Annotated in this window: 13 protein-coding genes; 6 read left to right on the top strand and 7 right to left on the bottom strand. The window is 55.2% G+C overall.

The genetic code is table 11. From position 1 onward, the window contains the following. The first annotated feature begins 140 nt into the window (after positions 1 to 140). The 5 genes from N909_RS0104120 (at position 141) to tpx (ending at position 5,359) form a co-directional block, all read left to right on the top strand. The gene (locus N909_RS0104120) at positions 141 to 1,112 is read left to right on the top strand and encodes a TAXI family TRAP transporter solute-binding subunit (protein WP_029911808.1); all 972 of its coding nucleotides are present in this window, start codon (positions 141 to 143) and stop codon (positions 1,110 to 1,112) included. A 160-nt stretch (positions 1,113 to 1,272) separates the two neighbouring features. Beyond that, positions 1,273 to 3,858: a TRAP transporter permease gene (locus tag N909_RS0104115; RefSeq protein ID WP_029911805.1), complete on the top strand. Its 2,586-nt coding sequence runs from the start codon at positions 1,273 to 1,275 to the stop codon at positions 3,856 to 3,858. Between the two features lie 96 nt (positions 3,859 to 3,954). Continuing rightward, entirely contained in the window at positions 3,955 to 4,449 is a 495-nt protein-coding gene (locus tag N909_RS0104110; protein ID WP_029911802.1) for a universal stress protein, read from the top strand. A 51-nt stretch (positions 4,450 to 4,500) separates the two neighbouring features. Further along, on the top strand, positions 4,501 to 4,683 hold the full coding sequence (locus tag N909_RS25555) for a hypothetical protein (protein WP_155005860.1): 183 nt from the start codon (positions 4,501 to 4,503) through the stop codon (positions 4,681 to 4,683). Positions 4,684 to 4,834: 151 nt separating this feature from the next. After that, positions 4,835 to 5,359, top strand: coding sequence for a thiol peroxidase (gene tpx / locus N909_RS0104105; RefSeq protein WP_029911798.1), 525 nt, complete (start codon positions 4,835 to 4,837; stop codon positions 5,357 to 5,359). A 90-nt stretch (positions 5,360 to 5,449) separates the two neighbouring features. On the opposite strand, the gene N909_RS0104100 is transcribed toward tpx, so the two are convergent. Both N909_RS0104100 and N909_RS0104095 read right to left on the bottom strand, forming a co-directional pair. Next, complete coding sequence (locus N909_RS0104100) at positions 5,450 to 7,279, bottom strand: sodium:solute symporter family protein (protein WP_051689508.1); 1,830 nt, start codon at positions 7,277 to 7,279, stop codon at positions 5,450 to 5,452. A gap of 30 nt (positions 7,280 to 7,309) precedes the next feature. Further along, positions 7,310 to 7,570, bottom strand: coding sequence for a DUF4212 domain-containing protein (locus tag N909_RS0104095; protein WP_029911793.1), 261 nt, complete (start codon positions 7,568 to 7,570; stop codon positions 7,310 to 7,312). 327 nt (positions 7,571 to 7,897) lie between these two features. Between N909_RS0104095 and N909_RS26000 the strand changes: the two genes are divergently transcribed. Beyond that, positions 7,898 to 8,578: a rhodanese-like domain-containing protein gene (locus tag N909_RS26000; RefSeq protein WP_211253919.1), complete on the top strand. Its 681-nt coding sequence runs from the start codon at positions 7,898 to 7,900 to the stop codon at positions 8,576 to 8,578. A gap of 14 nt (positions 8,579 to 8,592) precedes the next feature. Here the strand turns inward: N909_RS26000 and N909_RS0104085 are convergent, their stop codons facing one another. The 5 genes from N909_RS0104085 to N909_RS0104060 all read right to left on the bottom strand — a co-directional run bounded on the left by N909_RS0104085 (position 8,593) and on the right by N909_RS0104060 (position 14,170). Then, on the bottom strand, positions 8,593 to 10,506 hold the full coding sequence (locus tag N909_RS0104085) for a DUF294 nucleotidyltransferase-like domain-containing protein (protein WP_029911787.1): 1,914 nt from the start codon (positions 10,504 to 10,506) through the stop codon (positions 8,593 to 8,595). Between the two features lie 179 nt (positions 10,507 to 10,685). Continuing rightward, positions 10,686 to 11,060 carry a hypothetical protein gene (locus N909_RS0104080; RefSeq protein ID WP_029911783.1) on the bottom strand — a complete coding sequence of 125 codons (375 nt, stop codon included), beginning with the start codon at positions 11,058 to 11,060 and terminating at the stop codon, positions 10,686 to 10,688. Between the two features lie 102 nt (positions 11,061 to 11,162). Continuing rightward, positions 11,163 to 12,974, bottom strand: coding sequence for a sodium:solute symporter family protein (locus N909_RS0104075; protein ID WP_029911780.1), 1,812 nt, complete (start codon positions 12,972 to 12,974; stop codon positions 11,163 to 11,165). 14 nt (positions 12,975 to 12,988) lie between these two features. Beyond that, the gene (locus tag N909_RS0104070; protein WP_029911778.1) at positions 12,989 to 13,243 is read right to left on the bottom strand and encodes a DUF4212 domain-containing protein; all 255 of its coding nucleotides are present in this window, start codon (positions 13,241 to 13,243) and stop codon (positions 12,989 to 12,991) included. Between the two features lie 168 nt (positions 13,244 to 13,411). Further along, positions 13,412 to 14,170, bottom strand: a complete 759-nt coding sequence (locus tag N909_RS0104060) for an IclR family transcriptional regulator (RefSeq protein WP_029911776.1) — start codon at positions 14,168 to 14,170, stop codon at positions 13,412 to 13,414. Between the last annotated feature and the right edge of the window lie 69 nt (positions 14,171 to 14,239).

Genomic DNA, 14,239 nt, shown 5'->3' with positions numbered 1-14,239 from the left:
TTTCAGATAGTTGCCAATTTAATGAGTTCTGGTATCGAACTTGCTTTAGGTAATAACTACGTTAAAATTGATGAGTTTATGATCGGGTCTGCCTTGCCAAAGGGGAGACAAAACACAATGACTTCAGAGGAGGAGTATTGATGAAAAAGTTTTTCATGCTTTTGTTGGCGTTTGCTGTTGCGGCCAGTTTCGTTCCCGTGAGTCAGGCTGAAGCAGAGAACCAGTTCGTAACGATTGGTACCGGTGGTGTGACGGGCGTTTACTACCCGACCGGTGGTGCCATCTGTCGGCTGGTCAACAAGACCAGAAAAGAACATGGTATTCGCTGCTCTGTTGAAAGTACCGGCGGCTCGGTTTATAACCTGAACGCCATCGCCAACGGTGAGCTGGATATGGGCGTGGCCCAATCCGACTGGCAGTATCATGCCTATCATGGCACCAGTAAATTTGCCGATGCCGGCGCCAATAAAGACCTCCGCGCCGTTTTTTCGATTCACCCCGAGCCCTTTACCGTGGTCGCTCGTGCCGATTCCGGCATCAAGAATTTCCAGGATCTCAAAGGCAAGCGCGTCAACATCGGTAACCCCGGTTCCGGCCAGCGCGGCACCATGGAAGTGGTCATGAAAGCCCTGGGCTGGACCAATGATGACTTCAAGCTGGCTTCCGAGCTGAAATCCGCCGAGCAGTCCGCTGCGCTGTGCGACAATAAAATCGACGCCATGATCTTCACTGTTGGCCACCCGAGCGGTTCCATCAAGGAAGCCACCACCTCTTGTGACTCGGTTCTGGTCAATGTGACCGGTCCGGCGATCGACAAGCTGGTCAAAGAAAATGCCTACTACCGCTATGCCACCATCCCCGGCGGGATGTACCGTGGAACTGATGAAGACACCAAAACCTTCGGTGTCGGCGCCACCTTCGTGACCTCTGCCAAGGTCCCGGAAGATGTCATCTACAATGTCGTCAAAGCGGTCTTTGAAAACTTTGATGATTTCAAAAAACTGCATCCGGCTTTTGAGAATCTGAAAAAAGAAGAGATGATCAAGGACGGCCTGTCCGCTCCGCTGCATGCCGGTGCCGTCAAGTACTATAAAGAAGCCGGATTGATGTAACATCATGTTTGTCTGATTAAAAAATGCACCGCGGGCGCGGTGCATTTTTTTTCTGCTGGAATGTCGTGAGAATATACGCACCTGAATATGTTGGCTGACGAGGTGAACTGACCAATCGGACTGGAACCCCTGCATTCATATTCGTGAAGGATTCATTGTTATGGCCAAAGAGAAAGAAACCAAAATCACTGTAGAAAACCCCGAGGCGATTGTGGAAGCGGAGTCTGGTGCACGTAATCCAAGCGGAGCCATTCCCAAGAAAGTGCTCTTTTACGTGCCTCTGGCCTGGACACTGTTCCAGCTCTGGTATGCTTCACCCTTACCGTTTTTGCTCAATGTGTTTGTCCTCAATGATACCGAGGCGCGGGCGATTCACCTGGCTTTTGCGATTTTTCTTTCTTTCACCGCTTTTCCTACCTTCAAGCGGTCTCCGACCAAATATATTCCGGTGCAGGATTGGGTGCTCGGGTTGATCGGCGCTTTTTGTTCGGCCTACCTGTTCATCTTTTATTCTGCGCTGGCGGATCGCCCCGGTAACCCGACCACCTTGGACCTGGTGGTGGCGGTCTGCGGTCTGATCCTGTTGCTGGAGTCGACCCGCCGAGCCTTGGGGCCGCCACTTATGGTGGTCGCCACGATCTTTATCCTCTATACCTTCGGCGGCCAGTACATGCCCGATGTCATTTCCCACAAAGGGGCCAGCCTGGCTAAGGGAATGTCCCATTACTGGCTCGGCACCGAAGGGGTTTTCGGGGTTGCGCTGGGGGTGTCCTCCGGCATGGTGTTCATGTTCGTCCTGTTTGGTGCGCTCCTTGAAGCCGCCGGCGCCGGCAATTATTTTATCCGCACCGCCTTTGCAGCGCTCGGTCACCTGAGAGGCGGCCCGGCCAAGGCTGCCGTCGTTTCTTCCGGTTTGACCGGATTGGTGTCCGGTTCGTCCATTGCCAACGTGGTGACCACCGGCACCTTTACCATCCCATTGATGAAGAAGGTCGGGTTTAAGGCCGAAAAGGCCGGTGCCATCGAGGTTGCCTGTTCCACCAACGGGCAGCTGATGCCGCCGGTTATGGGAGCCGCCGCCTTCCTGATGGTCGAGTATGTTGGGATCAGTTATATCGACGTCATCAAGCATGCCTTCCTGCCGGCTATTATCTCCTACATTGCTCTGGTTTACATCGTTCACCTCGAAGCCTGTAAAATGGGTCTGGAGGGAATGGAGAAGGTCATTACCAAGACTATCTCCCAGCGGATTCTTTCTTTTGTCCTGACCATCCTGACCCTGATCATCATCGGCGGCGTGACTTACTTCGGACTGGGCTGGATCAAAGGGGTGGCCGGTTCGGCGACTATCTATATTGTCTCGGTGTTGCTGGTGGTGGCTTACCTCTTCCTGCTCTGGGTGGCCTGCCGGGTTCCGGAACTGGAGCTGACCACCGAAATCAACGAATTGCCGCCGCTGGGACCCACGGCGCAGGCCGGTTATTATTTCCTGTTGCCGGTGGTGGTGCTGATGTGGTGTCTGACCGTTGAACGGCTGTCGCCGGCGCTGTCCGCTTACTGGGCGACGGTGCTGATGATTTTTATACTTCTCACTCAGCGCCCTTTAAAAGGGGTGTTGCGCAAAATGAGCGGCGAAGAATTCTCCTTCAAGACGGGTTGTGTCGATTTGATCCAAGGGATGGTTGCCGGCGCGCGCAATATGATCGGTATCGGGGTCGCTACGGCCGCCGCCGGCATCGTGGTTGGAACCGTCACCTTGACCGGCATCGGCCTGGTCATGACCGAGTTTGTCGAATTCATTTCCGGCGGTAACCTGATGCTGATCCTGCTCTTTACTGCGGTGATCAGCCTGCTGCTCGGGATGGGGTTGCCGACCACCGCCAACTACATCGTGGTCTCAACCCTGATGGCTCCGGTCATTGTCGATCTCGGTGCTCAGAACGGGTTGATCGTACCGCTGATTGCCGTGCACCTGTTCGTGTTCTACTTCGGGATTCTGGCCGACGATACCCCGCCGGTCGGCCTGGCGGCGTTTGCGGCAGCCGGAATCTCCGGCGGCGATCCGATCAAGACCGGCATCCAGGGGTTTATGTACGACATCCGGACGGCGATTTTGCCCTTCATGTTTATCTTCAACACCCAGTTGCTGATGATCGGCATCGATCACTGGTACCACCTGCTGGTGACCATTGTCGCGGCAATTTTCGCCATGCTCGCCTTTGCCGCAGGAACCCAGGGGTATTTCCTGGTCAAGTGTCGGCTCTGGGAGACCGCTGCTTTGCTGCTGATCGCCCTGTTGCTGTTCCGGCCCGGCATTGTCTGGGATGAAATTTATCCGCCTTTGGTTGAAGAGCCCCCGGCCCAGCTTGAGAGCTGGGTGGCTGATGAAGATCCCGGCTCGCCGCTGCGTCTGACCCTTAAGGGCGAAAAGATGAACGGCAAGGAATTCACCAAGGTCATCATGTTGACTGTCGGAGACGAGCCCACCGGTGCGGAACGCCTGGCAGAGATCGGTTTTGAAACCCGCGAAGAAGATGGCCGGGTCTTTATCGATAATGTGGTGTTTTCCAGTCCCGCTGAAAAAGCCGGGGTCGATTTCGACCAGGAGGTTTTGAACATCCAGGTCGCAACACACCGTCCGCCGAAAGAGATGGTCTATATTCCGACCGCAATGCTCTACGGCCTGCTCTGGTTTATTCAGTCCCGGAGAAGAAAAAAACAACAGTCCGTCCCTGTTTCTGCCTGAATTATTTACGGGCAGCAGACCACCTGTTTCGTTCAGCTGATATTCTAGAGAGAAACAGGTGGTTCCAGGAATCAGATGAGAACCAAGGAGGCCGTCATGAGTATTCAAATCAAAAAAATTCTGGTTGCGAAGGATTTGAGCAAGGAATCTTCACGGGTGATCCGTTATGCACTGGAGCTAGCTTGTAAATTCCATGCTCAGGTGTATGTGCTGCATGTCATGCCGACTGTCGATGCCGCGGTGCTGAATTATGTCGCGCTTTCCATGGGCGCGGACAAGCTGGCCAAACTCAATAAGGAGAATGAGGCTGAGCTTGCCGGTCAGACCAGGGAGCAGCTGCAGCAGATCATCCAGCAGGAGACTGAGCTGATGGCAGAGGAAGTGGTCCATCCTCCGCAGATCGAAGTGCACCATGGTGAACCGGTATCGATGATTTTGAGCGTGGCTGATCGGCTTGAAGTCGATATGATCGTTTTGGGCAGTCATAGCAAGGGGCGGCTGCACTATGCCTTCCTGGGGAGTGTCGCAGAGAAAGTCCTGCGCAAAACCCACCGGACCGTGGTCATTGTTCCCCCCAATGTCGGCTCCTGACCAGACCGGCGAGAGTTGATTTCACCGCCCGGGTGGGCCGGTGCGGGAGCAATGTTTTTTTCAGAGCACTTGAATTTTTCAGGTGCTCTTTTTTTTGCGGTTTATCTGAAAAAGATGGAGCGTGGTGCAATGGCCGATCCACACTTTAACCCGATTGCGGGCCTTTTCACCTGGCTTTGGAAAGGCATAATTTTTTGGGGGATGTCAGAAAATCCTGCAGAATTAACTTGTTAGGATCTGTTCGGGATGGGCTCACTGCAGGGCGATTCTGCGTCGAACAAACATTCCTCAGGATTCTGTTATTATTGAGTTGACAGTTTCGACGCAGACGTTAGAATTATGACTGTTTGTGTCATCTTTAAATTCTACCAACCAGGAGGCTCCCATGAGTGAATATCAAGTGCGCGAAGGCGCTGTAAAGTTTAAAGGAAACCCGGCTGCCCTGCTCGGCCCGGAACTTAAGGTCGGTGAGCGGGCCCCTGACTTTCAAGTGGTTGACAACGGGCTGCAACCGGTGACCCTGGCGACGGACGCCGGGAAAGTTCGCCTCGTGGCCGTGGTCCCGTCCCTGGATACGCCGGTCTGCGACGCCATGACCCGGCAGTTCAACCAGGACGCGGCAGCTCTCCCCGATTCAGTGGTGGTTTACACCATCAGTGTCGATCTGCCCTTTGCCCAGAAGCGCTGGTGTGGCAATGCCGGCATCGAGAAAGTCAAGACCCTGTCCGATTACCAGGAACGCTCCTTTGGCCTGAATTACGGGCTGTTGCTTAAGGAACTCAAACTGCTGGCGCGGGCGGTCATCGTGATTGATCAGCAGGATAAGGTGAGTTATGTCGAACTGGTTCCGGAAGTCACTCACGAGCCTGATTACACGGCTGCTTTGGAGGCCGTTAAAAAACTGCTCTGAAAAAAACAGCAGCAGTTCGCAATACGCCCCTGCCGGTTTAGCCCGGCAGGGGCGTTTGTATTTCGGGACTGGGGTATGGAGCCCCAGCCCTCAATAGGGGCGGCGGGCATTAGTGGAAATCTTGGTTTCTCCCAGGCTGCGCTCGACCGGGTAGCGCAGTTTACCGACCAGCTCCTGAATCTCCACAGGGGGTTCTGGGGTCAGCCTGGAGACACCAATCATCAGGCTGAAGTTGATGATCATTCCCAGCGTGCCGATTCCCTCCGGTGAAATGCCGAACAGCCAGTGCGCCGGGGTGTTGGCACCGGGGTTAATGAATTTGAAATAAATGATGTAGCAAGCGGTGAAGAGGATACCGGCGATCATGCCGGTCATGGCGCCGTAAACATTGGTCTTTTTGTTGAAAATGCCCATGATGATGGCCGGGAAAAAGGATGCGGCGGCCAGGCCGAAAGCAAAGGCCACCACCTGAGCGACAAAGCCGGGCGGAAAAATCCCCAGCAGTCCGGCCACCACCACCGCTCCCGCAGCACCGCAGCGTGCCCAGAGCAGTTCACCCTTTTCCGACATGCTCGGCATCAAGACCCCTTTCATCAGGTCATGGGAGATGGAGGCGGAAATGACCAGTAACAGTCCGGCCGCCGTTGACAGGGCGGCCGCCAGGCCGCCTGCAGCGACCAGGGCCACCACCCAGTTGGGCAGGCGGGCTATTTCCGGGTTAGCCAGGACCATGATGTCACGGTCGATATAGAGTTCGTTGGCGCTGTCACTCATCAGGTTGGCGACCAGGGCCTGACCGTAGATCCCGGTCTGGCCGGTGTATTTGGGTTTGCCGGCAAAGGCTTCCCCCGGTGCGTATTGCATGACCCCGTCGCCATTTTTGTCGACCCAGGCGATCAGCCCGGTGGCTTCCCAGTTTTTAAACCACTGCGGGGCGGAACTGTATCGCACATTATTGACCGTCTTAATGAAGTTGGTGCGGGCAAAGGCAGCCACGGCCGGAGCCGCAGTATAGAGCAGGACAATGAAAATCAAGGCCCAACCCGCCGAAGCGCGGGCGTCCTTGATTTTGGGGACGGTAAAGAAACGAATGATGACATGGGGCAGCCCGGCGGTGCCGACCATCAAAGCGATGACGATGGCAAACAGGTCGATTTTGGGCCGGGTTCCGGCGGTGTAGGCGGAAAAACCGAGATCCTGCTGGATGCTGTCGAGGACCTGCAACAAGTTATGCCCCTGCAGGCCGGGATCGCCGAGTAGTTGCGCCCCATGAGCACTGATGGTGCTGCCGAAACCGAAGGCCGGGATCGGGTTGTTGGTCAACATGATGGAAATATAGATGGCGGGGATCATATATGCGACAATCAGGACACAATACTGCGCGACCTGGGTGTAGGTGATGCCTTTCATGCCGCCAAGCACCGCATAGAAAAAGACAATGCACATGCCGATGACCACGCCGGTGTTGATGGGGACATTGAGAAAGCGGGAAAACACCACGCCGACGCCGCGCATCTGTCCAGCCACGTAGGTAAAGGAAACAAAAATGGCACAGAGCAGGGAGATGATCCGGGCGCCCTGGGAATAGTAGCGATCGCCGATAAACTCGGGAACCGTGAATTTGCCATATTTGCGTAAATAGGGAGCGAGCAGCATGGCCAGCAGCACGTAGCCGCCGGTCCAGCCCATCAGATACATGGAGCCGTCGCGCCCCATAAAGGAGATCAGCCCGGCCATGGAGATGAAGGATGCGGCGGACATCCAGTCCGCGCCCGTGGCCATGCCGTTAAGAACCGGATGAATGGATCTTTCGGCAGCATAGAAATCGCCCGTGGAGACGGCTCGGGCGCGGATCGCGACAATAATATAAATGATGAAGGTAATGCCGATCAGTAGCCAGGTCCAGGTTGTGATGCTCATGCTTGACTCTTCTCCCGAGCGCGTTCGGTTTCAGTCCTCAAACACATTGAATTTGCGATCCAGATTGTTCATCAAGCGGACATAGACAACAATCAGCAGGCAGAAGATGATTTCCGATCCCTGGTTGGCAAACCAGAACCCTAGCGGAAAGCCGAACAGGTGGAAGGCATCGAGTGCGTCAACGAAGATGATCCCGCAGAGATAGGAGACGGTAAACCAGATGCACAGCAGGATAACGATATATTTGACGTTCTGCTGCCAGTAGATTTTGAGTTCCTGCTCTCGGTCCATGGCTGTCTCCGGTGCAACTGCTGATCGGCTGAGATGATGATCGATGGTTTACGATAATCCGCTGTTATAAAGTTGTAAAGAAGGTTTTGGGATATCTGTGAATTATTATCGGAAATTGAAGCTGTTGCGTCGTCTTTTTAAGGTTTTGTCGACTACCTGTTCATCGTTCTTGGGTTCATAAAAAAATAACAGTATTTTACTGATTGTTTTTATAATGCGGTCGGAAGGGCTGAAATATGGTTGCGGCGGGGTTGGTTGTCTTTTGGGGAGCCAGGGACGTATAATTCAAAAACACATATTCATTCTTTATCCGTAGGGAGTCTTCTGGTGGCGTTCAAAAAAATATCGCTTATGTTGATGGTTGTCGGCCTGTTGGGTTCATGGCCCGGTGGGCGGTCCGCGCTGGCTGAAAATGAAACAATCTCCGGGGAACTGGTGAATGGTCTGCGTATCGTTCTGCTCGTTCCCGGGCAGGAGAATCGCTTCGTCGTTTATCGGGGCGACTATGTGCAGCCGCAGCTGGCCGGGGGTGGTCAGTTCGAGATCGATATCCCCGGGTTGCGGCAGGTGAAGGAGTTTCCGGCCAAGGACGGGGATAAAGCCTATGTCAAGATGACCAAAACCGGGGAGTTTCCTTTTAGTGCCGGAGATGTCCGGGGTATTTTTAAAGTCATCGATTATGCGGCACCTTCCTATACTGAGGTCTCCAGCAAAGAGGCGGAGCTGATTCTGGCCAATACCAATCCTTTTATCCTGGATGTCAGGACGCCGGGAGAGTACCGGCAGGAGCATATTGCCGGAGCACAGCTGATCCCGGTACAGGTTCTGCAGCAGGAACTGGCTCAGCTGGAACCCTATAAGGAGCGCGACATCTTTGTCTATTGCGCGACCGGAAACCGCAGCACCGTCGCCGCGCGGATCCTGATCGAGAACGGTTTCAAAAAGATCTATAACCTGCGCGATGGCATCTCGGGATGGCTGCGCCAGGGGTACCCGGTCGAACGCTGACGGCGCAGCTGGTTTTAACTGATCACCTTGGAAAAATGTCTTTTCGTTGAATCCTGCAGTTTGCTGGCGACCCGATACGCTTCTTTGAGCAGATCCTGTTCGTTTTTACTCAGGCTGTAGGGATCAAGGTAGTGGGTGGGGAATTTTCCCTGCTCGCTCAGAGCGATCTCGTTGCGCAGGCGCAGAAAGGTGAAGGCTTCAAAGGCCGCCTTGATATGTTCCGCGGTTTCGGCGGTGAAAATTCTTAGCTTGACCAATTGGTCGATACGCTCGCTGGTGGTGGTGGCATCGATCTGCTGTTCGAGCAAAAACATCCGTACGCAGTCGACGATGAAGATGCTCCCGGCCTGTTTCAGTGAAAGCATCCCCTTATGTTCTTTGCCGCGCTCCAGGGTGAATCGTCCGATCAGGCTTAACGGGACCTTGTGCTTAAAGTCGAGTTCCATCATGTGATAGAGGAAGATCGGATGGTTCTTGATGTGGAGGTGGACGATATCGCCCAGGTCCTGACACAGGGTCGCGTCCCCGGCGATCGGCATGAAATCGAAAAAGATCGAGGAATACCTGACCTTCTGGGGCTCCGGCACGCTGATCCAGTCGCCGATGCGGGCCTGCCATTCGGCCAGCCGGCCGCGCCAGAGTGGATTGTCGGCCATCACCTTGCCCTTGCAACGTGGGTAGCCGATGCGCGCCAGGGCTGACACCAGCTTTTCGGCAAAGGGGACGAAAAAAGCGTCGACTTCACCCCTGCGCTCATCGGCAAAGTCCTCATAAATAAAACCGTTGTCCTGGTCCGGGCCAAGCAGCATCTCCTTCCGGCCGCCGCTCCCCATGATGATGAAACAGTGCTTGATATTGGGCAGCTGTTTTCCCTGCCGCTGCAGATCGTTGAGAACAATCTCGTAAGCGCGACGAATGATCCGATGGTGAATGTAGGAGATGATCTCCATGGTCTCGACATGGGATCGCGATTCGCTGAGCAGGGCTTTAGCAACCTTGACGATTTCGGACCGGGCTGCGATCAGGTCTTCGATGGTTCGGGCTTTGCTGATGTTGCCGACCAGCAGCATCGATTTCTGGCTACGGTACTTCATCAGGTCCTGCAGGGTGACGATCCCCACGATTTCACCACGGTCCAGCACCGGCAGGTGCTTGATCCGCTGTCCCATCATGAAAGCAGCCGCTTCGTACATAAACGTATCCGGTGACATGCTGTGTGGTTTCGTGGTCATCACTTCTGCGGCGGTGGCGGTAGAGCAGTCGATATTGTCACGGGCGAGGACTTTGGCGACCAGGTCGTGTTCGGTGACGATCCCGCTCAACCGGTTATTTTTGGTGCAGACCAGGATGGCGCCGATGCCTCGCCTGGTCATCTGTACGGCAAGGTCTTTGACAGGGGTTTCCGGGCTGCAGGTATCCACCGGCGTGGTCATGATTTCGGAGAGTCTTTTTTTGAACGGATAGGCTTCCACCTGGGCGAGGGTACTCTGGGCATGCTCGCTGACCATGTCGGCATAAAGATTGCGAATCCGCGAATAGACCGCTTTGGTGAAATACTCGGTGATGTGCGGGTAGGAACGGGCCGTTTCGACCAGCACCTGCTGGGGGATCAGGTAGCATTCCGTCTCTTTGGCGGTGCGGGCGCCGGCCGTATAGCCCTGATCGGTGAAGATCGGGGTCCCGCCGAAGAAAGAGCCTTCCTTCCGGTAATCGACGATCATCTCCACGCCACCGGGGGTCAAAACGACGATTTCGACGATGCCCGATTTGATGACATAGAGATAACCGGAAGGCGGATCGTGCTGATTGAAGATATGGGTCTGAGCAGGGAATTTACGAACGCTGGCGGCCCGGTTGATTTCGGCGCAGACTTCTGTGGGCAGCTGCGAGAACGGATCTGTTTCGGCCAACGTTTTGACAAGTCCCATACCGTGCTCCCTGTCCGTGAATGCATTTCATCCGCAGCAACGAAAAAGGCCTCCGGGGAAGCCTTCATCAATTTGCCGCAGGATAGCACAAGGGGCTGGCCGAGAGGAAGCGATTGTCCTGGCTTGCCGGTAACGCGGGGGAGGCGGAGTCAAGCTCAATTCCGTTTCCCCGCCGCCGTTCAATTTTCCCCGGTCGCCAGTTTTTTCTTCTTGCCGAAGGTGAAGGGGTGGGCCTGAGAGCGAATAATAAAGTCGGCGATGATCTTGCCCCAGATGGTCAGGCCGGCCATGGCGCTCCAGGTATCGTAAGGGTAAAAACCCATGACCACACTGAAGATCGTCCAGAGAGCCATGCCCCCGCAGCACAGATTAAGCAGGCCGACCAGGGGGGCCCATTTCTTCGGGTTGGCTGGTGGCAGGCCGCGCTTGAGAGCGACTTCCGCATAGTTTTTGCGCACAAATATTCGCCAGCTGCGCCGCAGCCAGAAAAACGCCATGGGAAACAGGGCCAGAAACAAAATCCAGGTCATCGCGACGCTGACATCAAAAACCATCTGTGACTCCTTCGCTGTGCTGTTAAGTGCCCCACCGGTCGACAAAGCCGGTGGGGCGGCAAGTTCAGGGCTTGTTACTTAAGTTTTTCCGTTGTTCAGTCTTTAATCGTGTCCACCGCTGACCGCTTTGGAACCGCGCGGGATACGGACATTTTCAACCATGGCGGCAATATGTTCGGGCACAGCCGGCGTCATGTTCTTGACCGCGAAAGCAACGGCAAAGTTGACCACTGCACCGATAGCGCCAAAGGCATTGGGGGAGATCCCGAAGAAGAAGTCGGGTTTTCCGCCGAACATCCACAGGAACTCGGTCCCTTTGATAAAGAACAGGCCTTTGTGGGCAAACACATAGAGCATGGTCACGCCGAGGCCGGCCAGCATCCCGGCAATGGCGCCCTGTTTGTTCATGGTCTTGCTGAAGATGCCCATCATCAGGGCCGGGAAGATCGAACTGGCAGCCAGACCGAAGGCGATGGCCACGGTTCCGGCCGCGAAGCCCGGCGGATTGAGGCCGAGATAACCGGCAACCAGGATCGAGCAGGCCATGGCGATCTTGCCGGCCAGCAGTTCACCCTTCTCGGTCAGGTCCGGCATCCACATGTCCTTGAGCAGGTCGTGAGAGATGGCCGAGGAGATGGCCAGGAGCAGACCGGCTGCGGTTGACAGTGCGGCCGCCAGACCACCGGCGGCAACCAGGGCGATGACCCAGTTCGGCAGCATGGCGATTTCCGGGTTGGCAAGCACCATTATATCATTGTTGACGCTCAGTTCGCTGCCTTTCCAGCCCGCTGCCTCGGCTTTGGCCAGGAATTCCGGATTCTTCGATTTATCGTTGTAATACTGGATGCGGCCGTCGCCGTTTTTGTCCTGGAATTTCAACAGTCCGGTCACTTCCCAACGCTTCATCCAGTCGGGGCGCTCGCTGAACTGAATACTGTTTTCAGGTGCGAACAGATCGCCGCCGCCTTTGACCGCTTTGTTGACGGTCGCATGCAGGTTGAGGCGGGCCATGGCGGCCACGGCCGGTGCGGTGGTGTACAGAATAGCGATAAAGACCAGAGCCCAGCCGGCCGACGAACGGGCATCCTTAACCTTGGGAACGGTGAAGAAGCGGATGATGACGTGGGGCAGGCCGGCGGTGCCGATCATCAACGAGACCGTATACACGAAATAGTTGAGCATGCTGCCGGGCAGCTGGGTGGTGTACTTGCCGAAGCCGAGATCGGTGACGACATGATCAAGTTTGCCCAGCAGGGTCATGTCGGTTCCGGAGAAACCGGAGCCGAGGCCGAGTTGCGGCAAAGGATTGCCGGTGAGCTGCATCGAGATGAAGATCGCCGGAATGGTGTAGGCCAGAATCAGCACGCAGTACTGGGCGACCTGGGTGTAGGTAATCCCCTTCATGCCGCCGAACACCGCATACATGAAGACGATGGCCATGCCGATGAAGACGCCCATATGGTTGGAGACGCCGAGGAAGCGGGAGAAGGCCACGCCGACCCCGGTCATCTGGCCGATGATATAGGTCAGGGAGGCGGCCAGCAGACAGACCACGGCCACGGTACTCGCGCCTTTGGAATAGAAGCGGTCGCCGACAAACTGAGGCACCGTGTACTTGCCGAACTTCCGCAGGTACGGAGCCAGCAGCATGGCGAGGAGAACGTAACCGCCGGTCCAGCCCATCAGGAACAGACCACCACCCCAGCCCATGTTGGCGATCAGGCCGGCCATGGAGATGAAGGAGGCCGCCGACATCCAGTCAGCGCCGGTCGCCATTCCGTTCAGAACCGGGTGAACACCGCCACCGGCCACATAAAAATCACTTGTACTTCCCGCGCGGGCCCAGATAGCGATACCGATATAGATCGCAAAGGTCAGGCCGACCACGAGGTATGTCATAGCTTGAAGTCCCATAATCGCGCTCCTCCTTAGTCTTCGTGGACGTCATATTTTTCGTCGATTTTTCCCATCAGTTTGGCGTAGATGAAAATCAGCGCGACGAAAATATAAATGGATCCCTGTTGAGCAAACCAGAATCCGAGGGGATAGCCGCCGAGGGAGATGTTATTCAGGAGCGGGGCCAGGAGGATTCCAAAACCGTAGGACACAACGAACCATACGATCAGGACGTTTCTGATCAATGCCAAAACTTCTTTCCAATATGCAGCACCTTTGTCATCCATAAATGACCTCCTCTTTTGATAAATTTCCTTGCTTTCCAGTCTGTTGAAAGCCCTTGAACTGAAACTCTGTCATCTGTTCATCGTTTGTTGTCGGCCTCCTTTCCTTGATGGCAATTTCGTGCGGACTGATTTTGATCGTGCAACTTCGGCAGGACCGGGACTGCTTGGCTAGCCCCTGGTCCTGACTGCATAGGGATTGTGGCCGAGGCGTGCTGAAATAGTTTCGCCGGCGGCCTTCAATGCCGGCAAAAGCTCCTTTCTGATGCGTTCCTCGGTAACACGAAAACTGGGAGCAACCAGGGCCAGGCAGCCGGCCAATGCTTCCCCCGCTGCAAATATGGGAACCGCGATGCAGGAGCTGCCTTCACCGACGCCGTTGTGATCGACACAGAAACGCCGGGTGCGACATTGCTCGAGTTCCTCCTGCAATTCAGGGGAACCGGGTACGCTCCCAGCATTCTCCTTGCTGAAGGCCAGGCAGATTTTTCCGGAGGCACAGCTGGCCAGTGGGAATCTTTGTCCGGCCAGCGGCACGACTTTGACCTTTTGGTCATTGTCGGCCATTTCCAGAAAGAGCACGTCCTGGTCGCGTTGAACTACCAGATACGCGGTTTCGTCGCATTGGCGAACCAGTTGGGACATGATGGGGCGGGCTTTGCTGAGCAGGGTCATTTTGGAGAGCAGCTTCTGGCTGATTTCAAACGCTGCCATTCCGAGCTGGTATTCCCCCGTTCTCTGGCCACGTTCGACGTAACCGTGGTTTTCAAAGGTGGCCATTAATCTGAACAGGCTTGCTTTGGTCATATCCAGTCTTTCACTCAGTTGGGCCAGGCTGCATTTGCAATCCTCCTCGGCCAGGGCTTCCAGAAGCAGCAGGGCGTTTTCTACTGAACGGATATTGTATGAGTCCTTGTCTCTGCCCGGCATAGTGTCTCTCGTCGCAGTGAACGGTTTTAAACCGACTCTTCGTTGCGGAAACTTTTTATACGACTTTGA

Source organism: Pelobacter seleniigenes DSM 18267, from assembly GCF_000711225.1.
Classification (GTDB): domain Bacteria; phylum Desulfobacterota; class Desulfuromonadia; order Desulfuromonadales; family Geopsychrobacteraceae; genus Seleniibacterium; species Seleniibacterium seleniigenes.
The sequence above is the reverse complement of the archived record's forward strand: the minus strand, read 5'-3'. Positions and strand labels throughout refer to the sequence as shown.